The organism is Pantoea sp. PNA 14-12 (assembly GCF_004364735.1).
Classification (GTDB): domain Bacteria; phylum Pseudomonadota; class Gammaproteobacteria; order Enterobacterales; family Enterobacteriaceae; genus Pantoea; species Pantoea stewartii.
The window spans coordinates 635,892-661,390 of sequence record NZ_SOAJ01000001.1 but is presented as its reverse complement, the minus strand read 5'-3'; the positions used below and the strand labels follow the sequence as shown (position 1 = coordinate 661,390).

Sequence of the window (25,499 nt, the reverse complement as noted above, 5' to 3'; positions counted from 1 at the left end):
CGCGCCTTAGCTGCCGATGCTGAGCAACTGGTTGGCTTTCTGTTCGTTTTGGTCAACGTTGTTAATGACCTTCATCTGCATCTCGAAACGGCGGGCATTGGCGATCATATCGACCATCGTTTCCACCGGCTTCACGTTACTGCCCTCAAGCACACCCGGCATGACCTGCATAGTCGGATCGGCCTGCAGGGCTGCGCCACGTGTCGCCTGCGTCGCGGCGGTGGGACGGAACATGCCATCGTCCCCACGCTCTAACTCTTTACCGGTTGCCTGGACGAGCTTCAGACGGCCCAGTTGTACAGTCGCATTAGGTGAGTCGCCAGCGTTCAGCCCGGTAATAGAGCCATCAGCCGCGATGGTGATCTCAGAACCTTGAGGGATCACAATCGGACCACCTTCGCCCATTACGGGATTGCCCTGCACCGTCAGCGTACCGTCCGAACGAATTTGCATGTTGCCGTTGCGGGTATAGGCTTCGCTGCCGTCGGCGGTGCGTACAGCCAGCCAGCCATCCTGCTGCATTGCCACGTCCAGTGGGCGCTGGGTGTAATCCATGGCCCCCTGACTCATGTCGGCACCCGGCGTGGACGCCGTGACCAACGTGCGCGTGGGCAGTGACCAACCAGTGACCGGTACAGCACGCAACGCGTTCAGCTGCGCCCGGAAACCGGGCGTTGAGGCGTTGGCGAGGTTGCTGGCGGTAACCGCCTGCTGATCCAGTGTCTGACTGGCCGCGCCCATCGCGGTATATATCGCGTGATCCATAGAGCAATCCCGTTAGCGAATTAACGTAAGTTGACCAGAGTGTTAAGGATCTGATCCTGCGTTTTGATGGTCTGCGCGTTCGCCTGGTAGTTGCGTTGCGCGACGATCATATTGACCAGCTCTTTACTCATATCGACGTTCGAAGCTTCCAGTGCGCCTGCGGTCAGTGAACCGAAGGTGCCGGTATTAGCTACGCCGATAGCGGGCTGTCCGGACGCGCTGGTTGCCGACCAAACGTTGTCACCTTTTGACTGCAGACCTTCAGGGTTAGCAAAGCTGGACAGAACGATTTGTCCCAGAAGCTGAGTTTGTCCGTTGGAATAAGCGCCAGTGATGGTGCCGTCATTGTTGATGGCATAGCTGGTCAGATCGCCCGGCGCATAGCCGTTTTGAGTTGGGCTACCAAAAGTTGATGCACCGGTATTTTGCTGCTGGCTACCGACGAAATTCAGTGCAACCGTCGTGCCGTTAGCACCGTTTGCGCCGGTGAGTGGCAACGTTGCAGTACTGTCAGTTGTCGTTCCCGGAACGATGGCACCCGCTGCAGTAATTTGGGAAACGCTGGTCAACTTGCCGTTAGCGTCGAACGACATCTGGTAATTACCTACTGCAGAGCCTACAGTCGAATCCACAGCATGGACGTTCCAGGTATTGTTAGCTGTTTTGACGTAGTACAGGTCGACGTTATGGCTGTTACCCTGCGTGTCGAACATCGAAATTGTGCTCTTCGCGCTACGTGTGGTCTCATCAGAAACGTTGAATTTGGTGTCATCCAGAATCGGTGACGTTGAATTCAGGTTTGCGACTAAATTACTGGTCGTGGTCGCTCTGGCAGCCATTTGTGTCGTAGGAATAGACAGCGACACGGCGTTAGCACCTGCCTGAATGGTCGGAGGAACCCCTGACGCAGGATAACCTGTAACGTTCAGGCCCTGGGCATTGACCAGGTTACGGTTTTCGTCCAGTTTGAACTGCCCGTTACGTGAATAAAACACGGCGCCCGCCGAGTCAGTCAAACGGAAAAAGCCGTTACCGCTCAGCGCTACATCCAGTCCTCGACTGGTCGTTGTCGTTGCACCATCGTTGAAGTTCTGGATCACGGCAGCGACTTTAGTCCCCAGACCCACGTTTGAACCGGCAAACATGTCGGCAAACGCGATGGTGCTGGACTTAAAGCCCGCTGTGGCGGAGTTAGCGATGTTGTTACCGATAACGTCCAGGTTACTTGAGGCAGCGCCGAGACCGCTGACCGCTTGTGAAAATGACATTTAAATCTCTCCTGTCTACAGGTGAATCAGAGAATCTGACGTACGTCGTCAAGGGTGGCGGAGCCCATGGTGCCGAGATCCAGTTTTGCGGTATTACCCGCTGTGCTTACGCCATTGACGTAGGCATAGTTAAGTGGCTGAGCCACCTGTTGACCGCTGCTGTTACTGGCAGCAATCGCAACTTTGTATTTTCCATCTGGCGCGACGCTGCCATCCGGTAATTTGCCGTCCCACGAGAACGTGTGAACGCCGGCGGTCAGTGCGCCCAGGTCCTGGGTGCTGACCACATTGCCCTGTGCATCGGTAATCGTCGCCGTGGCGGTGGTGGCTGCGTTAGTCAGCTCCACGCCAAACGGCGTTGTCGTGCCTTTACCGACCAGAATCTGTGAACCATTCACCATCACGCCATGGCCAATCAGCGTCGAACTTTGTAGTGACTGGCTGGTGCTGATCTGACCCGAAATCGATCCCAGTGTGGTGTTCAGTTTTTCAATACCGCTCAGGGTGTTGATCTGTGCCAGCTGTGTTGTCAGCTGACTGTTATCCATCGGATTGGTGGGATCCTGGTTTTGCAGCTGCGTCACCAGCATGGTCAGGAACTGGTTTTGCAGATCCTGGGCGCTGTTACTTGTGCCGGTGCTGGATGAGCTAAGGACCGTGGGGTCCAGCTTTTCATTAACGCCTACCGCGATAGTCATTATTTTTCTCCGTTACTGACCCAGGGTCAGCGTTTTCATCATCATCGACTTCACGGTATTCAGCACCTCGACGTTCGCCTGGTAGCTGCGTGATGCCGACATGGTGTTGACCGTTTCCGCTACCACATCCACGTTAGGCATCTTCACGTAGCCTTTGGCATCCGCCATCGGGTTACCCGGGTCATACACCAGTTTCGCGGGCGTAGGATCATCAACAACCTGCGCCACTTTTACGCCACCGGTGGCCGCACCCGGCGCAGCATCGGTCTGAAAAACGACCTGCTTTGCCACATAAGGCTGCCCGTCCGGGCCGGTCACGCTGTCGGCGTTTGCCAGGTTACTGGCACTGACGTTTAATCGCTGTGATTGCGCGGTCATCGCTGAGCCGGCAATGTCAAAAATATTCAGCAATGCCATGATTATTGCCCTTGTAACACGCTCATCATGCCTTTGATTTGGCTACTGATAAGTGTGAGATCGGTTTGATATTTCAGGCTGTTATCCGCGAACTGAGTACGTTCGCGGTCCATATCGACGGTGTTACCGTCCGCAGATGGCTGATCCGGAATGCGATACAGCAAATCCATCGACGGTGCCGTGTTCGTCTGCGCTTCGATGTGACGCGACGAAGTAACTTTGAGCGCCAGGCTACTGCCTTCAGCACGTCCATTCGCCATTGCCCGATTCAGCTCGCTGGCAAAGTCGATATCCCTGGCCTGATAGCCTGGGGTGTCGGCGTTGGCAATGTTGGATGCCAGAATCTCCTGACGTTGAGCTCGCAGGTTGAGGGCTTCGGTACCGAAATGTAGCGCCGCATCGAGTTTGTCGAGCATGCTTCCTCCGCAAATGAGAATTTCGAGCTGGCAGCATAATTGGGAAAAAGCAAGAGCCATCGTCTGAATAACGCCTCAAATCGTCGCTATTTTAACTCTTGAGTTTTTTTTCAAACGCGTACACTCATCGCCATCATCAGTGAGGAAAAGCACATGCGTGGATATCCAGCCCTGTTAGCCAGCCTGCTGGCCCTGTTTGCCTTACCCGTTATGGCAGGCGATTTCAGCGCCCAACTGAACCAGTTTTTTAAAGCCCGTGATCCTGAGCATGCCACGGGCATGAACGTCGTCATTCGCACGCCACAGGCACAGTGGCCCTTATGTGATACGCCGCAATTTACGCTGCCCGGCAACAGCCGCCCGTGGGGCAATATGAGCGTGGCAGCCAACTGCGGAGAAAATCGACGTTATATTCAGGTCCAGGTTCAGGTCACTGGCCGTTATCTGGTGGCGAAAAATTTAATTGCCCGCGGCGCAACCGTGAGCAAAGACGATTTCCGTATCGAAGAGGGACGTCTGGATACGCTGCCGCCGCGCACCCTGCTTAACGATGAGACCGTCGCCGATTCTGTGGTGCTGCGTGACATTCAGCCGGGACAGCCGGTGAGTCAGTCGATGCTGCGCCAGCCGTGGCGTGTAAAAGCAGGTCAGGATGTCATGGTGGTTGCCAGTGGCGACGGATTTGATGCCAGCGGCGAGGGGAAAGCCTTAAGCAATGGCACTATCGCGCAATGGGTTCGTGTACGTATGGGGAACGGTCAGGTTGTGAGCGGTCGGGTCAGTGATGATGGGAAAATTCTTATAACACTATAAAACATTAAAGAAGCCTGTTTATTTGCCGATAGAAGAATCAGCAAAGCGATTACGCTATTATGATTCAGGTGGCAGACCCCCTGACCTTACAGGAGCCCGAATATGAGCATCGAAAGAACACAACCGTTAAAGCCCGCCAGCACCGTGCAAACACGTGACAGCAGCGAGCCGCAAACTGCGCGTGTGCGCCAGAGTGACAGCGCAACAGCGACCACGCCAGCCGCCGCTCAGGTGAGCCTGAGCAGCGCCCAGGCGCAGCTGATGAAGCCAGGCAGCCAGGACATTAACGTCCAACGCGTTGAACAATTGAAAACCGCTATTCGTAATGGCGAGTTGAAGATGGATACCGGCAAGATCGCCGATGCGCTGATTGCCGACACTAAGGCGTATTTAGAGGGTAAATAATCCCCATGAGTAATTTGCTGACCACATTAGATAAGATGCAGGAAGTGCTGGTGTCTCTGGCGACCGTTCTGGATGAAGAAGAACAACAGTTGTCGTCCGGAATGATTGACAGCAACAATTTGCAGCGCATTACCGAAGATAAAAGCGCGCTGCTGACGACGCTGAACTATCTGGATGAGATGCGCCGTAGCAACGAGAAAAGTCTGGGGACATCTGCACCTTATCGTGGTCAGAGTGACATGGCGCGCCGCTGGGAAGGTATTCAGCAGCATACACGTCGGTTACACCGTGCCAACACGCACAACGGCATCCTGTTACAGCACCAGATTACCTTCACGCATGATGCGTTAGACGTGCTTAAGCCGCATCAGACGCAAGCGTTCTACGGACCGGATGGAAAAGGTCAGGGCCAGGCGACGCTGAGCCGTAAAATCTGATAACGTCAGTCTGGTGATCACGCTGTCCATTTTTGAAGAATCCGTCATCACGCGTGGATGACGGATTTTTTCATGCTGTCGTCACAGGGCGGCGGCTCTGTTATGCAGAATATCTGTCCCCTTCGCCCAACAGATGCAGTGTCCAACGCGCTATACATCCTGCACCTCCGGCATCCCGGATAACGTCTCTGCTCCAGCGCATCCCTGCGCATACTGCCTGTTCTGATAAGAAGCGGACGCCGATTTAGCCTGCCACGATCTGGCAGGCATTCGTCTTAAAACGCTTCCCAGTTGTCATGACCTTTCTTCGGTGCCGCTGCTGCAAAAGCAGGAACGGCGGGAGCAACGACTACAGTGGGGGCGTCAGACGGTGTTAACGGGGCTCGTTCAAGTTTAAAGACGGCCACGGCTTTCGTCAGTTTATCCGCCTGATCCTCAAGGGAGGCCGCAGCGGCTGAAGCCTCTTCAACCAGTGACGCATTTTGCTGGGTTACTGCATCCATTTCTGTGATCGCTTGGCTGACCTGCTGAATGCCTCGGTTCTGCTCGTCTGAAGAGACGGCAATTTCAGAAATGATGTCATTCACACGCTGGAATGCGTCTACCGTTTTCATCATGGTGGTACCGGCATCGCTAACCAGTTCCGTGCCGTTGTTAACCAGTCCGACAGAAGTGGCGATAAGCCCTTCGATTTCTTTTGCAGCCTGCGCGCTGCGCTGAGCAAGGCTGCGCACTTCGCTGGCGACCACCGCAAATCCGCGTCCCTGCTCCCCTGCCCGCGCGGCTTCGACCGCGGCATTCAATGCCAGAATATTCGTCTGAAAGGCGATGCTGTTAATGACGCTGGTAATTTCAGCGATCTTTTTCGAACTGCCGGAGATATCGTCCATGGTTTTGACGACGCGATTAACAATCTCTCCACCCGACTGGGCTTTTTCGGACGCATCGGACGCCAGCTGGCAGGCGTGATGCGCATTGTCGGCATTCTGTTTCACCGTCGCGGTCAGTTGTTCCATGCTGGCAGCCGTCTGTTCCAGCGACGCGGCCTGCTGTTCCGTTCGGGAGGAGAGATCGGTGTTGCCGGAGGCAATTTCCCCCGCGCTCTGAAAGATAGCAATGGCCCCATCGCGGACAGCGCCGACAGTTTGGGCAAGCGATGACTGCATACGTTGCAGGTTCGACAGTAACATACCCGGCTCGTTACGACCGCAGGCCGAGGGTGGTACGGTCAAATCGCCGTGGGCAATCAGATCGATACGGTGAAGTGACTGTCTTAAAGGCTTAATTACCACTTTTCTCAGCAGAGCAAAAGCCAGTAGCACAATCACTACGGATGCGATAAAGGCCACTAACATCGTGGTATAGCCTGTTTTAACCTGTTCAACCGCCTGCTGTTTAATGTCCATCGAGCGCTGATTGCGCATCTGAATGGCTTTCATCAACACGTCTTTATACGCTTTGTCGAGTTTGTCAGCCGCCGTTTCATCCGAAATGATCTCTTCAAAACTGTTCTGTTTGGCTGCCTCAATCATCGGCATCAACCCTTTTTGCAGGTAATCCTTAAATCGCGCCTGCAGTTGTTTATCGAGTTCGATGCCGACTGGCGTCCTGACCGGACGGTTAAGGTAAATATTCAGCCCATTTTCTGCCTTTTTAATGCTGCCCTCTGTGGCGCTGAGGAAAGCGGCGTAGTTATCCGTGTCGGCAATACGTGCCGCTGCGCCGGCCTGAATAATATTGAGCCTGGCAGAGCGCATATGCGTTGAGCTGTCGAGTAATCCCTGCCTTACCGAAATTTCATCCGTTGACACGTCAAGGGAATGTTGCCCCTGCGTCAGAAACCAGGCGGATATCGTGCTACTGCACACGAACAGAAATAAGATGCCGCCAAAAATCAGGCTGAATAAGGGAATAAGATTGAGGTTGTACCAGAAACCTGGCATCGCGTTTTCATGAGCGCGGGTATGCATTTTGATCTTCCTCTCAATGATGGACTAAAGGTACTCATCGGCAGGAAGAAGACAGGATTTACGCCAAAACGGACTTTTGAATCAGTTTCTTACAACATTATGGGCTTATCGTGCGAGGCGACGTCAGACGCTAAATAGCAATGAAAAAAACATGAATTTTTTATGACGATACGCTGTAAACAGGCTTTTCGACGCACCGTATTAACGCCTTGCGCCTGATGAGTCAGTAACGGCGTGCCCCCATCCATTATCGGGTGTCGTCTCTTGGCAACCCGCTGAGCGGATTACTCACCTGAAAATGCCAACTAATCTGCTGCGAGGGCTGCCCCCCCTAGCAAACAGGCCAGCAAAAGGGATGACAGAGGTTCGTGGCATCGCCGGGCGTGATGAAATGACTGGTCTGGCACAGAATCCCTTGTTAGTCCGGCCTGCACTGCGCAGGTTTATGACAAAAAGGCCGTAATGTTATCCATTACGGCCTGGATTACGGCATTAACCGTTGGAGGGTTTCATGGTCAGACGGCGGTTCGGCGGGCATAATCCCGCAGTCGGAAGCCCATCATGCCCAGGGCCAGGAAATAAGCGCCGCCGCCTACCGCACAGACAAGAGCCAGCCGCAACAGGCGCCATAGCATGTTGCCCTGCTCCCAGTCCGGCATCCAGTACAGCATGCCTGACAGCGCGGCCGCCATGACGATTACCGCCACCAGTAAGCGAATCAGAAAACCGACCCAGCCAGGCTGAGGTTGAAAGATTTTCTTTTTACGTAGTTGCCAGTAGAGCAACCCAGCATTGAGACAGGCACCCAGACCAATGGAGAGTGACAGTCCGGCGTGCTTCAGCGGGCCAATAAAGGCCAGATTCATTAGCTGGGTCGCGATCAGCGTAATAATCGCAATTTTTACCGGCGTTTTAATGTCCTGACGGGAATAAAAGCCCGGCGCCAGGACTTTCACGACGATCAGGCCCATCAATCCCACCGAGTAGGCAATCAGCGCACGCTGCGTCATAGCGGCATCAAAGGCAGTAAATTTTCCGTACTGGAACAACGCGACAGTCAGCGGACCGGACAACATACCCAGCGCCACCGCACTGGGCAACGCCAGTAAAAAGCACAAACGCAGGCCCCAGTCCATTAAGCGCGAATACTCTTCATGGTGGCCACTGGCGAAACTTTTTGCCAGAGAAGGCAATAAAATCGTGCCCAGCGCCACGCCTAACACGCCGGACGGAAACTCCATCAGGCGGTCAGCGTAATACATCCATGAGACAGAGCCCGAAACCAGGAACGAGGCAAAAATCGTATTGATGATCAGTGAGATCTGACTCACTGAAACCCCAAGAATTGCCGGCCCCATCTGGCGCATCACGCGCCACACGCCAGCATCACGCAGGTTGATCCGCGGCAGGACCAGCATGCCCAGCTTTTTCAGATGCGGTAACTGATAGCCCAGTTGCAGCAGTCCGCCGACCACCACCGCCCACGCCAGCGCCATGATGGGCGGATGGAAGTGCGGTGCGGCGAACAGCGCAAAGCCGATCATGCTGATATTCAATAGCGTGGGGGCAAACGCCGGCACCGAAAAACGGTTCCAGGTGTTTAATATGGCCCCAGCCAGCGAAGCCAGCGAAATCAGGAGAATGTAGGGGAAAGTGACGCGCAGCAGCGCGCTGGTCAGGGAAAATTTATCGGCTGTATCGGCGAAACCCGGTGCCGTCACCAGGATGACCCAGGGGGCGGCAACCATGCCTGCGACGGTCACGAGCGCCAGCGCCAGGGTCAGCAGACCGGAAACGTAGGACACGAAGAGCCGCGTAGCCTCTTCGCCCTGCTTACTTTTATACTCGGCCAGAATAGGAACAAATGCCTGCGAGAAGGCCCCTTCAGCAAAAATACGCCGCAGAAGATTGGGTAGTTTAAACGCAACAAAGAACGCATCGGTCGCCATGCCGGCACCAAACACCCGTGCCACGATGGCATCCCGGGCAAAACCCAGCACGCGGGAAAACAGGGTCATTGAACTGACCGCTGCCAGCGATTTCAACAAATTCATAATTGACGGGGCATCCTGAAAAGAATCGGCAAAATGAGTGACTTAGCACGGGTCCTGTCACACGTCGGGCGATAGTCTACTGCGATCGCGTGAAATGACCAGCACTGAGTGTTACAAGGCGTTATTCCCGTTCCACGTCACGCCACATGGATTCGACGATACGTTGCGCCAGCAGTGCCTGCTCACCACTCGTTTCCGGCTTTGTCTGATTTTCGATGCAGTGAACAAAATGTTCTGCCACGCCCACAAATCCGCGCTGAGCCAGGTGGCTCTGCCAGGCAGCAGGCGGCGTGATCACTACGCCTTCACCGCACTCTTCCTGCCAGTCGCGCATGTCATGAATATCAATGCATTTGCCATCACAGATGGCGCTGATACGTTCGCGCTGGCTGCCTGCCCGACGGTGCATACTGGTGGTTACCTGCAATCCACCCGCATTGAAATGGTGCTCGGCGTAAAGCATCTGTCCCTGTTCATTGGTCGCAATATGGCCCTGACGGGGCAGCGCACGGCCTCCTGCCAGCCACAGAGCCGTATCAACGACATGCAGGTAATCATCTAACAGTGTAAAGTGCAGATCCTGTGGACCCACGCTGTCGCTGCGGTGTTTTTCGATACGCAGCGCAGCGGCGGAGTGCATTTGTGTTTTCAGTTGCTGATAGCAGGGCGCGAAACGCCGGTTAAACGCCACCATTAGCTTTCGTTGTTTCTTTTCGGCCAGCGCGACCAGCGCCTCTGCCTGATTCAGGGTTTCTGCCAGCGGTTTGTCGACACAGACATCCTTGCCAGCCTGAAGCAGTGCTTTGACCACGTCGTAATGGCTGGCCGTACTGCTGTGCACAAATACGGCGTCACAGGCGGCAGCCAGATCGGTCAGTGAAGGGAAGCAGGTGATACGGTAGCGGTCACAGACGATGCGGGCGTTGGCCTGATTCGGCGAAAATGCACCGACTAACTGCCAGTTATTTGCCTGCGATAACACAGGCAACCAGGCCTTTTGCGCAATACCGCCCAACCCAACAACACCAATGCGAATCGTCATTTATTGTTCTCTTTCCAGTAATTGCGCCAGTTGTGCCTGAAGATCGGCAACGTGCTGCTCAAGCGCCTCAACCCGATCCCGCAGCGCGGCATCGTCCGCCGTGGCTGGGTGTTGCTCCAGCGCCCCGAGTTCGACCTCATCAGCAAACATGTGCATAAAACGGCTTTCACGTTTACCCGGCTCCCGTGCCAGTCGCATGACCATGGGCCCCTCAGCGCGCGACATCAACGTGTCAAGCGTCTGTTCAACGTCGCTGACGTCGGCAAACTCATGCAAACGCCCACTCCGGGTCCGCAGTTCACCAGGGGTTTGCGCGCCACGCAGGAACAGCAATGTGAGAACGGCAACTTCTGCGCTACTGAGCTGTAAATTACCGAAGGCGGAATTGCAGAAGCGTTGCTCGTATTTCACCACGCGCTGGCCGAACCCGCTGTTGGCGGTCACCAGATGCTTTTTAATCAGGAGATCGAGCTGATCCTGCACGTCGCTTTCGCTCAGCGTCATCACGGGCTCGCGATTAGATTTTTGATTACAGGCGGTAAGCACGCCATTTAATGAAAGAGGATACTGTTCCGGTGTGGTGATTTGCTTTTCCAGCAGGCAACCCAGCACGCGCAACGCATGCGCCGACAAGGTCATCTTCATTGCGAACTCCTCATTTTACCCACGACGATTGGGTGTCCATTCCTTGCTGGTCAGCGCAGTCAGGACATGATCCTGCCACTGACCGTTAATCATCAGGTAGTTTTTAGCATAGCCCTCTTTTTCGAATCCCAGGCGGGCCAGCAGGTCACCACTGCGCTGGTTATGCGGCATGTAGTTTGCCATGATGCGGTGGATATATTGCTGGCGCTGCATATAGCGAATCGCCGACTGCAGCGCTTCAAACATCAGGCCCTGCCCTTGCCACTTCTCGCCAAGCGAATAGCCAAGATAGCAGGCATGAAAAGCACCGCGCAGGACATTGCTAAAATTCGCCACGCCACGCACTTCCGTTTCATTGCTGTCCATTAAAATAAAATAGAACGCCGAGCCCTGTTTATGCATATCAGCGATCAGGCCCAGCCGGGCTTGCCAGCCAGAGGGATAACAGTGGCTGTCATCACGCACCGGCTCCCAGGGTTTAAGGAAGTCACGGTTTTCCGCGTAATAGTCGGCTAAACGCCATGCATCGCGTTCATGAACCAGTCTTACCACCAGCCGCTCGGTCGTGAGTCGCACCCTTGGTGCGGCAGAACGATAGCCAAACATCATCTCTCCTGAAGTCCATGGCGGGAAGGAAATGCCAGTCATTGATAACTTTCACTATAACCGCCGCCAGGTCTGCGGTAAAACGTTACGCATATCACAACAGCCAGGTCGCTGAATTATCGTCCGGCCCACCGTGCAGCGCAGACGCGTCAAAAGACCTGTTCATATCTCCGATCCAGAAAACTGGTTCGGTAACCACATCGGTTTCTTAACCCTGTGCGCTGTCACTGCCCCGCCGCGTAAGAAGCCGTGGGTGCCGCAAGCCGCCCGTTTTAACAGCGGAAGATCGGGGCACTTTCTTCCGGAAGGCATTTTCGGCAAATCCTTATCATCCCATTCCTGATGACAGACGGTTTGCATTCAGGCAGGCTATGCCACGAGCGAGTTTTTCAGTTAAACGAGGGAAGTATGAAGACGGTTTTTCACGGGCTGGCTGCCCTGTTTTTAGCGGTTTTACTGAGTAGCTGTAATCAGTTAACGCAATACACAATTAGCGAACAGGAAGTCAATCAGGCCCTGCAAAAACATAATAACTTCGAAAAAGACATTGGCGTATCAGGTCTGGTCAATGCCCATATTGTGTTAACTAACCTGAATAGCCACATTGGTCGGGACGTGCCAGGGAAAGTCACCTTATCGGGCGATGCCAAAATTAATGTCTCCTCACTCTTTGGTCCGCAACAGGCCGATATGCAACTCAAAATGCGTGCGCAGCCAGTGTTTGATCAGCAGCAAGGAGCCATATATTTGCGCGATATGGAAATCGTCGATGCGCAGGTTCAGCCCGAGAAGATGGCCTCTATTATGAAAACCCTGACGCCTTATCTGAATCAGTCGTTAAAAAGCTACTTTGATCAGCACCCCGCCTACGTGCTGAGCGCCGATCGCAGTAAAGCGGAATCGCTGGCGAAAAAATTCGCGAAAGGGCTGGAAGTGAAGCCTGGTGAACTGGTCATCCCCTTCACCGACTAACCGCCTGACAGGCAGCTTTACCGTCATCTTATCCGCGCCTTCAGGCGCGGATTTTTTTTAAAAAAGAAAAACAGGTGCAAACGGTTGCCTGAGTCCTTATGCTTATAACCCGGCCTAAACACGCCTTTCGTTTATTCTACTTGCCGGAGCCGCATTCATGACCGCACACCCTCAGCAACTTACTATCCGCCGTCCAGATGACTGGCATATCCATCTTCGTGATGATGATATGCTCAACACTGTGCTGCCCTATACCAGCGCAGTCAATGGTCGTGCTATCGTCATGCCCAATCTGGTTCCGCCGGTAGTCAGCGTCGCGGCGGGCGAAGCTTATCGCAATCGCATTCTGGCTGCCTTACCTGATGGGCACGCTTTTACCCCCCTGATGACCTGCTACCTGACCGACTCGTTAGAGGCCGATGAGCTGGCCCACGGTTTTCAGTCGGGATTGTTCACGGCCGCCAAACTGTATCCCGCTCATGCCACGACCAATTCAAGCCATGGTGTCACCAATATTGCTTCGATTGCCTCAGTGCTGGAGCGGATGCAAACGCTGGGAATGCCGCTGCTGGTGCACGGTGAAGTGACGGACTCGCACATCGATATTTTTGACCGCGAAGCCCGCTTTATTGAAACGGTGATGGAACCGCTACGCAAACAGTTCCCCGCGCTGAAAGTGGTGATGGAACACATCACGACCAAAGATGCAGCTGACTATGTGGAAAGCGCCAATGAAAACCTGGCGGCAACGATTACGCCGCAGCATCTGATGTTCAACCGCAACCATATGCTGGTCGGGGGTATCCGCCCTCACCTGTACTGTCTGCCGATCCTGAAACGCAATACGCATCAGCAGGCGCTGCGCAGGATTGTCGCCTCCGGTCATCCCCGTTTCTTTCTGGGTACCGACACCGCGCCTCATTTGCGCCATCTGAAAGAGAGCAGCTGCGGCTGTGCGGGTGTGTTCAACGCCCCTACCTCCCTGCCCGCGTACGCTACCGTATTTGAAGAGCTCAATGCCCTGCAGCATTTTGAGGCATTTTGTTCTGAAAATGGTCCGCGTTTCTATGGCCTGCCGCTGAACGAAGGCACCCTTACGCTGGTGCGTGAGCCATGGACGGTAGAAGAAAGCATTGCAATGGGCTCTCATACGCTGGTGCCTTTCCTGGCCGGGGAAACCCTCAACTGGCGTATAAAATAATTTCGCTTGCCTCCGCTATATTTATACTGTAATTATATACAGTATCTTATACGGAGGCTTTTATGCGTGTTGAAATTACCGTTGCCAAAACCCAACCTCTTCCCGCTGGTGCGATGGAAGCTCTGAGCCAGGAGCTGTCGCGCCGGATCGATGAACAATTTCCGCAATTCACCAATCAGGTCAAAGTGCGTTACGCCACGGCGAATCAGCTGAGCGTAATGGGCGGTGACAAAGACACGCGTGAACAAATCAGTGAAATCCTGCAGCAAACGTGGGAAAGCGCTGACGACTGGTTCATTACCGATTAACCGCCACTGTGCTGTTTTTACCGGGTTTCGCCACCCGGTTTTTTTATCTTCATTTATGCCTGACTAACCGCTCGCCCATCTGGACTCCGAATGACCAATGCCCTATGCTGGCGCTGATCATGCATAAAAGGAGTTTCATCCCATGACTACAGATAAACCCGAAGAAGCCATGACCTTTGGCGAGCTGCTGACGCTCATCGGTGAACAGCAACGCCGCTTGACGGTGCTGGAAAACGCCTTTTCCAGCCTGATTTTCTGTCTTGATGACCGGGCCAGTCAGTTGCTGGTGCATAATCTTTCGCTTGAAGCGCAAAATCAAAACCATGATGAGCAATTGCAGCAGCAGTTTGCGCGCCTTGCAGAGACATTACAAAAACGTAGCGGTTCAGCAGGCGTTGAAACTTCCCCTCTTTAACCCTGTTTAACGACCTTAATAAGCCTTTTTTATTGTTCAATTAGGACAATTGCACGCCCGGTATTCAGGTATTATATCTTCTCAGCCTGACTGTTTTAGAGATAATCATTCTGCATTCAGGCTTTCCATGATACGTTTTAATCAGTGAATCGCCATTTTGCTGTTATAATTGTTTCGCAGTGGAAATTAAAAGCCGCATTGAACCTCATCATGCACTTCGTTTAACGAGTAATAAGGAGGTTATAATGGACAGTCGGAAAGATGTAATTCAGACCCATCCTCTGGTGGGCTGGGATATCAGTACTGTTGACAGCTATGATGCGATGATGATCCGTCTGCACTCCCTTTCGTCGCAGGATCAAACTGAAGAAGACGCGGACGTCGGCCCGACCTACTGGCTGACGACAGATGTAGCCAGGCAATTTATCTCTATTCTCGAAGCGGGTATCGCTAAGATTGAATCTGCCGAGCAAGTAGAACGACTACGAAAGAAGCATTAATACTGCTGCATCAGCGAGGCACCCACCCGGGTGCCTTTTTTCATGGACTTTCTGGTATGCTATTGATTATGTAACCCTTTCAGGAGTTCCATTTTCATGATTTACGATCTCATTGTGGTCGGTAGCGGTTCAGTGGGTGCAGCGGCTGGCTATTATGCGACCCAGGCTGGCCTTTCCGTGCTGATGATTGACAGCGCACATCCTCCCCATCATCAGGGTGCTCATCACGGAGAAAGCCGTTTGATTCGTCATGCCTATGGCGAGGGCGAACGCTATGTACCGCTGGTATTGCGTGCGCAAACGTTGTGGGATGAACTGGAACAGCAGGCGGGCGAGCGCATTATGCATCGTTGCGGTGTCCTGAATCTTGCGCCTGTCCAGTCTGAATTTATTCAAAACGTCGTAAGCAGCGCCCAAACCTGGCAGCTCCCTGTCGAGGTGCTGCAGGCGGCTGACGTGCGCAAGCGCTGGCCACAGCTGGCGGTTCCTGACGGATATCTGGGCGTTTTCGAACCAAACTCTGGCTTTTTAAAAAGTGAACAGGCGGTTCGAAGCTGGATACAGCTGGCAGAAAAACAGGGCTGCGCGCAGTTGTTTAACTGCCCGGTTACTCAGATCCGGCGTGACGGCGAATTGCAACAGGTTACCACGCTCGATGGCCTTTACCGCGGGCGCAAACTGTTGGTCAGTACGGGCACCTGGGTGAGTAAACTGGTCCCCGATTTGCCCATCGCCCCTACGCGTAAAGTGTTTGCCTGGTATCAGGCTGATGGCCGCTACAGTGAAAACAATGCGTTTCCTGGCTTCACCTGCGAAATGCCGGATGGCAGTCAGTATTATGGTTTCCCGGCGGACAACAATGCTTTAAAAGTTGGTCGTCATGATGGTGGTCAGCTAATGGCAACACCTGAAGACCGCAAGCCGTTCGGCAGCCTTTCCGCCGATGGCAGTGAAGCCTTCCGGTTTCTCCGTCAGTTTTTACCGGGCGTTGGGGTTTGCCTGCACGGTGAAGCCTGTAGCTATGACGTGAGTCCTGATGAGGATTTCATCATTGATACACTGCCGGGCGAACCGAATCGTCTGATCATCACCGGTTTAAGCGGGCATGGCTTTAAATTTGCCAGCGTGTTGGGTGAACTCGCCAGTCAGTTTGCACAGAATAAACCGTTCAGTTTCGATCTTACCCCTTTCCGTTTATCGCGTTTTCACGCCTGACCGTACGGCGCGCGTGCAGTGCACCGCGCCGCATTGACACAGATTTACACGCCAGCCCGTTTTACCGCTTTTTCTTCTGCCATCCAGGTGTTTCAGAGATGTTTTCTCCATCAGTCACATCATGCCGCCGCCAGACAAGGGCGTTTATTCAATAATCCTGCGCTTAGTCAAATCGGTTCACCAAACCCATTGCACCAGCAACAATAAATTTATAGAAAAGTAAGCATCATTGATTTTGTATTTCATTCTGTAGATTCTTGTTTCCACGTATTCCTTTGGTGCTTTAGCACAATGTCGCTGACAAATTCCTCCACCCGTTACGGTTTACTCACGATTTTTCTGCACTGGTCAATGGCCGTGGTTATTTACGCCATGTTCGCGCTGGGCCTGTGGATGGTTGGCCTGAGCTATTACGACAGCTGGTACCATAACGCGCCTGACATTCATAAAAGCATCGGCGTGTTATTAATGCTGGCGCTGGTCATCCGACTGGTATGGCGTGTGCTTTCGCCGCCCCCTGAACCGCTGCGTAGCTATTCTCCTGCGGTGCGCTTCGCGGCAGTGTTCGTGCACTGGCTGCTTTACAGCCTGCTTATTGCCCTTCTGCTGAGTGGCTATCTGATCTCGACTGCGGATGGCAAACCCGTGTCTGTTTTCGGTTGGTTCTCGTTACCGGCGTTATTCAGTGGCGCGGGTGAACAGGCGGATTTAGCAGGAAATATTCATCTGTGGCTGGCCTGGAGCATCGTGGTGCTGTCGGTGTTGCATGGTCTTGCCGCGTTAAAACATCACTTTATTGACCGCGATATCACCCTGAAAAGGATGCTGGGACGGCGCATCCACTCTCCCTCTGAAAAGGAAAAATGATATGTTCAAAAAAACGCTTCTGGCTGTTACCGCTACTGGCCTGCTGCTGGGATCACTGACCGCTAATGCCGCCGATTACAAAATCGATAAAGAAGGCCAGCACGCCTTTGTTCAGTTCCGTATTCAGCATCTGGGCTACAGCTGGCTGTATGGGACGTTTAAAGATTTTGATGGCTCATTCACCTTCGATGCAGACAATCCCACCGCCGATAAAGTCGATGTCACGATTAAAACCAACAGCGTGGATACCAACCACGCCGAGCGTGACAAACATATTCGTGGCCCTGAATTTCTGAACGTGGCGAAACATCCCACCGCGACGTTCAAATCGACTTCCGTGAAAAAAGACGGTGACAAACTGGCGGTCACCGGGGATTTAACGCTGAATGGCGTGACAAAACCGGTGACGCTGGAAGCCAAAATGATGGGCGAAGGAAAAGATCCGTGGGGCGGTTATCGTGCCGGTTTTGAAGCTGAAGGCGAGATTGCGCTGAAAGACTTTAATATCACCCATGACCTGGGCCCTGCCTCGCAGAACGTCGAGTTAATTATCTCTGTTGAAGGCGTCCGTCAGTAACAAAACACCCGCCTGAAGTCGGCCTTCAGGCGGGGTCGGTTATTTCCGCGTCGGTGCCGGAATGGTCATATTCAGCAAGCCACGCGACTTGTTAAAGATTTTATTGCCATTCTCACGTCCCGCCCGACGGGCACGCTGTTCTTCGGGCGACAGACGGGCTTCTTCCTGGCACAACGGGCTACAGCAGTGCTCATACTTCTCGGCACAACTTTCGCACTGTATAAACAGTAAGTGACAACCATCATTGACGCAGTTGACGTGCGTATCGCAGGGCTCACCACACTGATGACAATGCGCCAGAACATCATCTGATATACGCTCGCCCATGCGTTCATCAAAAACAAAGTTTTTACCTTTAAAACGCACCGGTAAATTTTGTTCCCGCGCCCGACGTGCATATTCAATAATCCCACCCTCGACATGATAAACATCCTGAAAACCGTTGTGCCGCATCCAGGCGCTGGCTTTTTCACAGCGAATCCCCCCGGTGCAGTACATCACGATTTTTTTGTCTTTCTTGTCTTTAAGCATATCCACGGCCATGGGCAGTTGATCGCGGAACGTGTCGGCAGGCACCTCTAATGCGTTATCGAAACGCCCGACTTCATACTCATAATGATTGCGCATATCGACAAAGACCGCATCAGGATCGTCGAGCATGGCGTTAACTTCGGCCGCTTTCAGGTAGTTGCCGACGTTACTGGCATCAAAGGTGTCGTCCTCAATCCCGTCAGCCACGATGCGATCGCGCACTTTCAGGCGCAGCACCCAAAACGACTTGCCATCATCATCCAGCGCAATATTCATGCGCAGATTGTCCAGCGCGGGATCAAAGCCGTACAAAAAGGCTTTCATAGCCTCGTACTGGCTGGCTGGCACGCTGATCTGCGCATTGATGCCCTCATGGGCAACGTAGATGCGACCAAACACCTTTAATGCGGTTAACCCGACATAAAGCGCATCGCGAAAGGCTTTGGGATCGGCAATGGTGAAGTACTTGTAAAAAGAGACTGTGGTGCGCGGTTCGGTTTCGGCCAACATACGCGCCTTCAGCTCTTTATTGGAAACAAGGTTGTGTAACACTGGCATGGTGTTCGTTCCTGTTATCAATAGAAGAAATTTAGCGCGCACATGATACCTGAAATGAAAAAAATGCGAAGCGTATAAGAAAAATTGATAGGTAAAACGGTAAATTTCGTTGCGCGATGGTGTTGTGCCCTCATTTTCATCTTCTGCAACACCCGGAGAAATGCTCTAACATTTCAGCCGCGGGGAAAAAAATGGCACAATAACCGCAACTGACGAATAACAGCACCGCAGGTGCACGACGCAGGATAACAGTATTCAAGATGACCCAATTGCCTCAATTTTCACGTGCACTTTTTCATCCCCGCTATTGGTTGACCTGGTTGGGTATCATTTTTCTTTATATTTTGGTCCTGTTACCTTATCCCCTGCTCTACGCGCTGGGTAGCGGTATTGGCCGTATCGCTATGCGGTTTATGAAGCGACGTGTGGCCATTGCTCGCCGCAATTTGGAGCTGAGCTTTCCGGATATGCCGACCACCGATCGTGAAGCCATGATTAAGCATAATTTTGAATCTGTGGGCATGGGTCTGATTGAAACCGGCATGGCGTGGTTCTGGCCCGACTGGCGGATTCATAAATGGCACACACCTTCCGGTCTGGAACATATTCAGCAGGCCCATGATACCCAGCGCGGCGTGTTACTTATCGGTATGCATTTCCTGACGCTGGAAATTGGCGCGCGTATGTTTGGCATTCATAATCCCGGTATTGGCGTTTACCGGCCGAATGACAATAAATTAATCGACTGGTTACAAACCCGCGGTCGTATGCGCTCCAATAAAGGCATGCTGGATCGTAAGGACCTGAAAGGCATGATCCGGGCCTTAAAACGTGGGGATATCATCTGGTATGCGCCCGATCATGATTATGGTCCCCGCAGCAGCGTGTTCGTCCCCTTCTTTGGCGTCGACAAAGCCGCCACCACCGTAGGGACACATATGTTAATGCGTACCGGAAAACCGGCGGTTATCCCGTTTGTGCCGCGCCGTCTGCCGGAAGGACGCGGTTACGAGTTGATCATTTTGCCTGATGTCAGCGCTGATTTTCCGCTGACCAGCGAAGAAGACACCGCCGCGCGCATGAATAAAGTGGTGGAAGAAGGCGTACTGCTGGCACCTGAGCAGTACATGTGGCTGCATCGCCGCTTTAAAACCCGCCCTGAAGGCGAACCCTCGCGCTATTAACCTCACCGCTGCCCGACACCGATGCGGGCAGCGCTTTTCCCTTACGGGGTGGTAAACCGTTTGTTCTGCACCCGACCTGGCGGTACGACCTCGCCCTGCCCCCATTCCACCGTCGGGCATGCCCTTCATGTTAAGCTGGATAATGCGTTGCGGTTGAACAGGAGAAAACGATGCTCTGGCTGCTTTCAAAATATGCAATAACGGCCCTGATGGTGGTGGTGATCTCGGAAGCGGCAAAACGCAGCGATCGTCTTGGCGGCCTGCTTGCGGCGCTGCCACTGGTCACGATTCTGGTGCTTGTCTGGATGAAACTGGAAGGACAAACGCAGGCCAAAATTGCCGCCCACGCCTGGTACACCTTCTGGTATGTGGTGCCGACCTTGCCCATGTTTATCCTGTTTCCTTTTTTGTATCAGCGTACAGGCTTCTGGCTTACCCTGGGACTGAGCTGCGTCCTGACGCTTATCGTATTCGTTCTCTGGGCCGTTCTGCTGAAACGCTGGGGCATCGAACTGCTGTGATGGCCTTCTCTGCGAGACAAGCCAGCACGATGTACCGCCTGATTTCATCACATCATTTTGCCTGCCGAACCGCCAGACATATTCGCCCTCTGACGCACTGACTTTCTCTCCTGCGATTTTGGTCTATCCTTCACTGAAATCACGTTAATCAGGCAAGGAGAGAAGCATGAGTATGTTCACTACACTGGAAGAAGCGATTGACGCTGCGCGTGAAGAGTTTCTCGCCAACCATCCAGACCTTGAGCAAGATGATGCAGCTATCAATCAGTTCGGTCTGCAAAAATATGTTATGCAGGATGGCGATATCATGTGGCAGGCAGAGTTCTTCGAAGACGAAGGGGATTCAGGCGAATGTTTACCGATTCGCAGTGGTGAAGCCGCTCAGGCAATTTTTGACGGTGACTTCGATGAGATTGAGTTGCGTCAGGAGTGGTTAGCGGAAAACACGCTGCATGAATGGGACGATGGCGAATTTCAGCTTGAGCCTCCACTGGACAGTGAAGAAGGTAAGGCTGCCGCCGAAGAGTGGGAAGACGATAACAGCGATTCCGATCGCGGTTACGTGTAAGGTCCATGGCTGGCGTCGACCGGAATAAGCAACGTATCGACAACCAGTGATAACGGCAGGTCGAGAATGGTGATAATCCGCCATGCCCCCTCTCTGACGTCCCACTTTACGCCGGGATAAAACTGGTTACCGTGTCCCTGTCCGGGCACGGTACGGCTGATAATACTGCCACAGCCGCTCAGCGTAACGATAGCGAGGGACAGCAGCGTTAACATAACGAGTTTATTCACAATAGCGACTCAGGTTAGACAGCCGTCATTTTAATCACGACTCAGGTGGCGTTACCATCCTGTTTACGTAAAACTGCAAAATAATGTTGCTGTCTGTGTCGGGCCAGGGACAAAAAAAAAAGCGGCATCTTTGCCGCTTTTTTCATTATGCCTGATGCGGAAGCGCGTCAGGATTGAGCGAAAGTTTTTGATAACTCTCTACCCACTGATGGTATTTCTCGCCACTTTCCCACAAACGGGTGTGAACGCGCGCCAGTACCACCGGATCGCTGATCAGCTGCAAACGTTGTTCACGACCCAGCTTCTCGGGCGCATCGCTCAGTGCCTGATCAACCCGCCGATCGCGCGCATGATCTAACAACTGGCTGTGCTTGTGCCGTGAGGTCGCCAGCGCTGTCGCCAGTGCGTTAAACGCCGGGTTAAACAACGCGTGCATAAAGCCGTTTTTCAGGACGCGCTGGCGGTTCAGCTCGACGTAACGGTCAGTATCGATCAGCTCTTTTGGCGGATCATACTCTTCCGGAATCAGGAACAGCTTCGCCTTCTTGGTCTTCAGGCCCAGCCCCGAACGGCTCGACATCACTGAGACAAACGGTGACAGAATCAGTGAGAAGACAATAGGCGCCAGCCACCACAGGAAGTTGAGATCCAGCCAGCCCATTCCGGCTGCCCATACGATACCCAATGCCATCTGCGAGCCATGACGTTTAAAGGCCTCGCTCCAGGGCGTTGCATCATCATCACGCTGCGGTGAGTTCCAGACGACTTCCCAGCCCAGGAACGCGCTGACCACAAATACGGTGTGGAACAGCATGCGCACCGGTGCCAGCAGAACCGAGAACAGCATTTCCAGCAGCAGCGACACAAACAGACGCAGTGCACCACCGTAAGGTTTCGCGCCTTTACACCAGATCAGCACTACGCTCAGCAGCTTCGGCAGGAACAGCAGCACCAGCGTGGTGGAGAACAGCGCAATCGCCAGTTCAGGACGCCATTGCGGCCAGACCGGGAACAGCTGTCGAGGCTGCAGGAAGTAGGTCGGTTCCATCAGCGTGTGGACCACCTGTAGGGCGGTGGACAGCGCAAGGAACATAAACCACAGCGGGGCTGAAAGATATGACATCACGCCCGTCAGGAAGACCGCACGGTGAACCGGGTGCATCCCTTTAACGAGGAACAGGCGAAAGTTCATCAGGTTACCATGACACCAGCGGCGATCGCGTTTAAGCTCATCCAGCAGATTCGGTGGCAATTCCTCGTACGAGCCAGGCAGATCATAGGCAATCCATACGCCCCAACCCGCACGGCGCATCAGTGCCGCTTCCACAAAGTCGTGAGACAAAATGGATCCCGCAAAAGACCCTTCACCGGGCAGCGGTGCCAGCGCACAGTGCTCAATAAACGGCTTCACACGGATGATGGCGTTATGGCCCCAGTAATGCGATTCCCCTAACTGCCAGAAATGCAGACCCGCGGTAAACAACGGCCCATAAACACGCGTCGCAAACTGCTGGCAGCGCGCATACAGCGTGTCCATTCCGGACGCTTTTGGTGACGACTGAATGATCCCGGCATTCGGGTTCGCTTCCATCATGCGCACCAGACCGGTCAGACATTCCCCGCTCATGACGCTGTCCGCATCCAGTACGACCATGTAGCTATAGTTGCTGCCCCAGCGACGACAGAAGTCATCAATGTTGCCGCTCTTACGCTTCACACGACGACGGCGACGGCGGTAGAAGATCTTTCCTGCCCCACCGACATCACGCACCAGCTCCATCCAGGCCTTTTGCTCAGCAATAGCGATATCGGCATCGTAGCTGTCACTCAGGATATAGACATCGAAGTGCTCAGCGTTGCCTGTACGCACAACGGATTCCCAGGTGGCGCGCAAGCCTGCGAACACACGACCCACATCTTCATTACAGATGGGCATGATCAGCGCGGTACGGTGCTCTGGATTCAGCGCCTCATCCCCGACTGTCGAGTAAGAGATGCTGTATTTATCCCGGCCGATCAGCAGTTGTAAAAAGCCCATCAGTGCTGTCCAGAAGCCCGCCGACACCCAGCAGAACAGAATCGCAAACAGGAACAAAATCCCCGTCTGCAACACATAAGGCAGAATCTGCATGACAGACTGCTGCCAGTTCTGGTTGATCATGTCCATCGGATCCAGCAGCGTCCAGCCCTGGTAAGGCAGAATGGTCTTCATGTACCACGTGGCCACCACGGTTTGAAACACCGTAAGAATCAGGAGGATATAGCGGCGAACAGAACCGACATGGCGCCATTTTTCTTCTGCGCGCTGCTCTTCCGCCGTGGCATAACGCGGAACCGCCTTATGACCCCGTAATGAGTCCCAGGCACGTGCCAGCGGGTTAGTGCGCCAGGCTTCCGGAAACATCAGCGAACGCTTCACCTTTGGCATCGCTTTCAGGGTGGTACGTTCCAGATAGTCTTTGCCTAGCTGTGCACCACCCGCGAGGGAATCAGGCCAGGCCATTTCAACACGTGATGAAACGGACTTCAGCGGTGCATCGTCAGGACGATCGCTGGCGGCCACATCCTGACCCAGCGATTCGTGCAGTTGATGGAACGTCTGGGCATTCTGTAAAGACGCCGCCAGACGCGCTTTTCCTGCCGCATCCAGCGGCAGGGCTTCTACATAGCGTTGAGGTGTAAAAGTCAGATTATTCATTGGCAGGTAACTGATAGCTCCAGGTTTCCGTCAATGTTTTGTCACCGCTTACCAGCGCGGCACGCATTTCAGTCGCCTGCTTGTTATCTTTAACCCGGATACGCAGAACCAGGCGCCAGCCTTTGGTAACCGGATTGTAGCGAACGCTCTGTTCCACCACTTCCCCGTTTTTACCTACGCTGACCTGAGGCGCAACCTGGCTGTCGGCCGGCATTTCACTCATGTCTTTCCCTACGAAATCGATGGTGAAGGCCACGGTGCCATCCGGCTGACGAACCAGGTTTGACTGCTTCACGTCGCCCGCCGAGCGCAGCGTATCTTTGACCCAGGCAACATCATCTGAATGCAGCTTGTTTTCATTACGGCCAAAGTGCAGACGGTAGTCAAAGTCCATGGCTTTGCCGGGTTCCGGCAGATTTTCCGGTGTCCAGAACGCCACGATGTTATCGTTGGTTTCGTCAGCGGTGGGGATTTCCACCAGCTCAACATGGCCTTTGCCCCACTCGCCTAATGGCTCAACCCAGCCGCTTGGGCGCAGATCGTAACGATCGTCCAGATCCTGATAATTATTGAAATCACGTCCGCGCTGCAGCAGCCCGAAGCCTTTCGGATTTTCAATCGTGTAGGTGCTGACCGCCAGATGGCGCGGGTTGTTGAGTGGACGCCAGATCCATTCACCATTGCCGCTGTGGATCGACAAACCGTCCGAATCATGCAGTTCAGGGCGGAAATTCGAGACCGTCGATGGCTGATTGCGGCCAAACAGGAACATGCTGGTTAACGGCGCGATGCCCAGTTTACCAACCTTGTCACGCAAATAGACCTGCGTCTTAACATCGACGGTAGTCTCCTGGCCTGGGTGAATCGTGAAACGGTAGGCACCGGTGGCACGTGGAGAATCCAGCAGCGCATAAATCACTAACTGCTTGTCCTGGGGTTTTGGACGTTCAATCCAGAACTCTTTGAAACGCGGGAACTCTTCACCTGACGGCAGCGCGGTATCGATCGCCAGACCACGGGCAGACAGACCATAAACCTGGCCTGCACCAATCACACGAAAATAACTGGCCCCCAGGAAGCTGGCGATTTCGTCATCTTTCTTATTCTTGCTGTTCAACGGATACAGGACTTTAAAACCGGCAAAGCCAAGGTTTTTAACCGCATCAGCATCGTGCTTCACGTTGCCAAAGTTGAAATAGTCAGGATTGTATTTGATCTCACGTACGGTATTGGCGGTGATTTCATTGATCTTCACCGGCAAATCAAAGTACATGCCCTGATGGTAAAACTCGAGCTTAAACGGCGTACGCAGTTTGCCCCAATACGCTTTATCGTGGTTGAACTGAATCTGCTGATAATCAGCAAATTTCATGTCACGAAACTGAGAGGGTAAATTACTTTTTGGCGCTTCAAAGCTTTTTCCAGACAACTCTTTCGCTTGTTTCGCGACATCATCAAAGTTAAACGCCCAACTGTTGTTGGCATACAAAGCCAGCAGGACCGCTGCGCCAATCCAGCGCATTTTCGTCAGCCCCACATTATTTTTTACATTAGTCAGCACATCCCCCCCTTTCGTGTGCTTAATACAAACCCGCTTATCTTAATGGATAATTCGGCT

The 25,499-nt window shown here is 53.4% G+C and carries 28 protein-coding genes; 14 read left to right on the top strand and 14 right to left on the bottom strand.

Annotated elements, in window-relative coordinates:
• Nucleotides 1-6: 6 nt before the first annotated feature.
• Genes C7434_RS03225 through flgB form a run of 5 tightly spaced genes read right to left on the bottom strand, consistent with a single transcriptional unit; the run spans nucleotide 7 to nucleotide 3,564 of the window.
• Nucleotides 7-765 (bottom strand): flagellar basal body rod protein FlgF, encoded by a 759-nt coding sequence (locus C7434_RS03225; protein ID WP_033737560.1) that lies wholly within the window; start codon nucleotides 763-765, stop codon nucleotides 7-9.
• A 20-nt stretch (nucleotides 766-785) separates the two neighbouring features.
• A complete protein-coding gene (gene flgE, locus C7434_RS03220) occupies nucleotides 786-2,033 on the bottom strand; it encodes a flagellar hook protein FlgE (RefSeq protein ID WP_006118818.1) in 1,248 nt (415 codons plus the stop codon).
• A 26-nt stretch (nucleotides 2,034-2,059) separates the two neighbouring features.
• Entirely contained in the window at nucleotides 2,060-2,731 is a 672-nt protein-coding gene (flgD, locus tag C7434_RS03215; RefSeq protein WP_006118817.1) for a flagellar hook assembly protein FlgD, read from the bottom strand.
• A gap of 12 nt (nucleotides 2,732-2,743) precedes the next feature.
• Nucleotides 2,744-3,148, bottom strand: coding sequence for a flagellar basal body rod protein FlgC (flgC, locus tag C7434_RS03210; RefSeq protein ID WP_006118816.1), 405 nt, complete (start codon nucleotides 3,146-3,148; stop codon nucleotides 2,744-2,746).
• A 2-nt stretch (nucleotides 3,149-3,150) separates the two neighbouring features.
• Nucleotides 3,151-3,564 carry a flagellar basal body rod protein FlgB gene (gene flgB, locus C7434_RS03205; RefSeq protein WP_006118815.1) on the bottom strand — a complete coding sequence of 138 codons (414 nt, stop codon included), beginning with the start codon at nucleotides 3,562-3,564 and terminating at the stop codon, nucleotides 3,151-3,153.
• 153 nt (nucleotides 3,565-3,717) lie between these two features.
• On the opposite strand from flgB, the gene flgA reads away from it, so the two are divergent.
• From flgA to flgN, 3 genes are all read left to right on the top strand, one after another.
• On the top strand, nucleotides 3,718-4,377 hold the full coding sequence (flgA, locus tag C7434_RS03200; RefSeq protein ID WP_033737561.1) for a flagellar basal body P-ring formation chaperone FlgA: 660 nt from the start codon (nucleotides 3,718-3,720) through the stop codon (nucleotides 4,375-4,377).
• A gap of 102 nt (nucleotides 4,378-4,479) precedes the next feature.
• The gene (flgM, locus tag C7434_RS03195; protein ID WP_006118814.1) at nucleotides 4,480-4,782 is read left to right on the top strand and encodes a flagellar biosynthesis anti-sigma factor FlgM; all 303 of its coding nucleotides are present in this window, start codon (nucleotides 4,480-4,482) and stop codon (nucleotides 4,780-4,782) included.
• Between the two features lie 5 nt (nucleotides 4,783-4,787).
• Entirely contained in the window at nucleotides 4,788-5,219 is a 432-nt protein-coding gene (gene flgN / locus C7434_RS03190; protein ID WP_006118813.1) for a flagellar export chaperone FlgN, read from the top strand.
• Between the two features lie 275 nt (nucleotides 5,220-5,494).
• Here flgN and C7434_RS03185 read toward each other — a convergent pair whose 3' ends face one another.
• The 5 genes from C7434_RS03185 to rimJ all read right to left on the bottom strand — a co-directional run bounded on the left by C7434_RS03185 (nucleotide 5,495) and on the right by rimJ (nucleotide 11,536).
• The gene (locus tag C7434_RS03185) at nucleotides 5,495-7,189 is read right to left on the bottom strand and encodes a methyl-accepting chemotaxis protein (protein ID WP_033737562.1); all 1,695 of its coding nucleotides are present in this window, start codon (nucleotides 7,187-7,189) and stop codon (nucleotides 5,495-5,497) included.
• A gap of 515 nt (nucleotides 7,190-7,704) precedes the next feature.
• On the bottom strand, nucleotides 7,705-9,243 hold the full coding sequence (gene murJ, locus C7434_RS03180; RefSeq protein ID WP_133745131.1) for a murein biosynthesis integral membrane protein MurJ: 1,539 nt from the start codon (nucleotides 9,241-9,243) through the stop codon (nucleotides 7,705-7,707).
• 121 nt (nucleotides 9,244-9,364) lie between these two features.
• Nucleotides 9,365-10,285, bottom strand: coding sequence for a Gfo/Idh/MocA family oxidoreductase (locus tag C7434_RS03175; protein WP_033737564.1), 921 nt, complete (start codon nucleotides 10,283-10,285; stop codon nucleotides 9,365-9,367).
• Nucleotides 10,286-10,930: a DUF480 domain-containing protein gene (locus tag C7434_RS03170; RefSeq protein WP_033737565.1), complete on the bottom strand. Its 645-nt coding sequence runs from the start codon at nucleotides 10,928-10,930 to the stop codon at nucleotides 10,286-10,288. It abuts the gene before it with no gap.
• 15 nt (nucleotides 10,931-10,945) lie between these two features.
• Entirely contained in the window at nucleotides 10,946-11,536 is a 591-nt protein-coding gene (gene rimJ, locus C7434_RS03165) for a ribosomal protein S5-alanine N-acetyltransferase (RefSeq protein ID WP_033737566.1), read from the bottom strand.
• Nucleotides 11,537-11,944: 408 nt separating this feature from the next.
• Here rimJ and C7434_RS03160 point away from each other — a divergent pair, with 408 nt between their 5' ends.
• The 8 genes from C7434_RS03160 to C7434_RS03125 all read left to right on the top strand — a co-directional run bounded on the left by C7434_RS03160 (nucleotide 11,945) and on the right by C7434_RS03125 (nucleotide 17,591).
• Nucleotides 11,945-12,508 carry a lipoprotein gene (locus C7434_RS03160; protein ID WP_133745130.1) on the top strand — a complete coding sequence of 188 codons (564 nt, stop codon included), beginning with the start codon at nucleotides 11,945-11,947 and terminating at the stop codon, nucleotides 12,506-12,508.
• Nucleotides 12,509-12,665: 157 nt separating this feature from the next.
• A complete protein-coding gene (pyrC, locus tag C7434_RS03155; RefSeq protein ID WP_133745129.1) occupies nucleotides 12,666-13,709 on the top strand; it encodes a dihydroorotase in 1,044 nt (347 codons plus the stop codon).
• A 62-nt stretch (nucleotides 13,710-13,771) separates the two neighbouring features.
• Nucleotides 13,772-14,017: a DNA damage-inducible protein I gene (dinI, locus tag C7434_RS03150; RefSeq protein ID WP_006118805.1), complete on the top strand. Its 246-nt coding sequence runs from the start codon at nucleotides 13,772-13,774 to the stop codon at nucleotides 14,015-14,017.
• Nucleotides 14,018-14,159: 142 nt separating this feature from the next.
• The gene (locus C7434_RS03145; RefSeq protein WP_006118803.1) at nucleotides 14,160-14,432 is read left to right on the top strand and encodes a hypothetical protein; all 273 of its coding nucleotides are present in this window, start codon (nucleotides 14,160-14,162) and stop codon (nucleotides 14,430-14,432) included.
• Between the two features lie 245 nt (nucleotides 14,433-14,677).
• Nucleotides 14,678-14,932: a biofilm formation regulator BssS gene (gene bssS, locus C7434_RS03140; protein ID WP_006118802.1), complete on the top strand. Its 255-nt coding sequence runs from the start codon at nucleotides 14,678-14,680 to the stop codon at nucleotides 14,930-14,932.
• Nucleotides 14,933-15,028: 96 nt separating this feature from the next.
• Nucleotides 15,029-16,147, top strand: coding sequence for an N-methyl-L-tryptophan oxidase (gene solA, locus C7434_RS03135; protein WP_133745128.1), 1,119 nt, complete (start codon nucleotides 15,029-15,031; stop codon nucleotides 16,145-16,147).
• A gap of 291 nt (nucleotides 16,148-16,438) precedes the next feature.
• Nucleotides 16,439-17,014, top strand: a complete 576-nt coding sequence (locus C7434_RS03130; RefSeq protein WP_058701397.1) for a cytochrome b — start codon at nucleotides 16,439-16,441, stop codon at nucleotides 17,012-17,014.
• Nucleotide 17,015: 1 nt separating this feature from the next.
• Nucleotides 17,016-17,591 (top strand): YceI family protein, encoded by a 576-nt coding sequence (locus tag C7434_RS03125; protein WP_006118799.1) that lies wholly within the window; start codon nucleotides 17,016-17,018, stop codon nucleotides 17,589-17,591.
• A gap of 39 nt (nucleotides 17,592-17,630) precedes the next feature.
• Here C7434_RS03125 and C7434_RS03120 read toward each other — a convergent pair whose 3' ends face one another.
• Complete coding sequence (locus C7434_RS03120; protein ID WP_033737572.1) at nucleotides 17,631-18,680, bottom strand: rhodanese-related sulfurtransferase; 1,050 nt, start codon at nucleotides 18,678-18,680, stop codon at nucleotides 17,631-17,633.
• 260 nt (nucleotides 18,681-18,940) lie between these two features.
• Here C7434_RS03120 and C7434_RS03115 point away from each other — a divergent pair, with 260 nt between their 5' ends.
• From C7434_RS03115 to C7434_RS03105, 3 genes are all read left to right on the top strand, one after another.
• A complete protein-coding gene (locus C7434_RS03115; protein ID WP_133745127.1) occupies nucleotides 18,941-19,864 on the top strand; it encodes a Kdo(2)-lipid IV(A) acyltransferase in 924 nt (307 codons plus the stop codon).
• A gap of 170 nt (nucleotides 19,865-20,034) precedes the next feature.
• Entirely contained in the window at nucleotides 20,035-20,385 is a 351-nt protein-coding gene (locus C7434_RS03110; RefSeq protein ID WP_033737573.1) for a DUF3147 family protein, read from the top strand.
• Nucleotides 20,386-20,551: 166 nt separating this feature from the next.
• Nucleotides 20,552-20,953, top strand: coding sequence for a MysB family protein (locus C7434_RS03105; protein ID WP_033737574.1), 402 nt, complete (start codon nucleotides 20,552-20,554; stop codon nucleotides 20,951-20,953).
• Here the strand turns inward: C7434_RS03105 and C7434_RS03100 are convergent.
• From C7434_RS03100 to C7434_RS03090, 3 genes are all read right to left on the bottom strand, one after another.
• Entirely contained in the window at nucleotides 20,944-21,168 is a 225-nt protein-coding gene (locus tag C7434_RS03100; protein ID WP_033737575.1) for a YceK/YidQ family lipoprotein, read from the bottom strand. The two genes, C7434_RS03105 and C7434_RS03100, sit on opposite strands and share 10 nt — an antisense overlap.
• Before the next feature lie 160 nt (nucleotides 21,169-21,328).
• Nucleotides 21,329-23,881 (bottom strand): glucans biosynthesis glucosyltransferase MdoH, encoded by a 2,553-nt coding sequence (gene mdoH / locus C7434_RS03095; RefSeq protein WP_033737576.1) that lies wholly within the window; start codon nucleotides 23,879-23,881, stop codon nucleotides 21,329-21,331.
• On the bottom strand, nucleotides 23,874-25,412 hold the full coding sequence (locus tag C7434_RS03090; protein WP_172677658.1) for a glucan biosynthesis protein G: 1,539 nt from the start codon (nucleotides 25,410-25,412) through the stop codon (nucleotides 23,874-23,876). Before C7434_RS03090 ends, mdoH begins: the two co-directional genes overlap by 8 nt.
• Nucleotides 25,413-25,499: the final 87 nt, after the last annotated feature.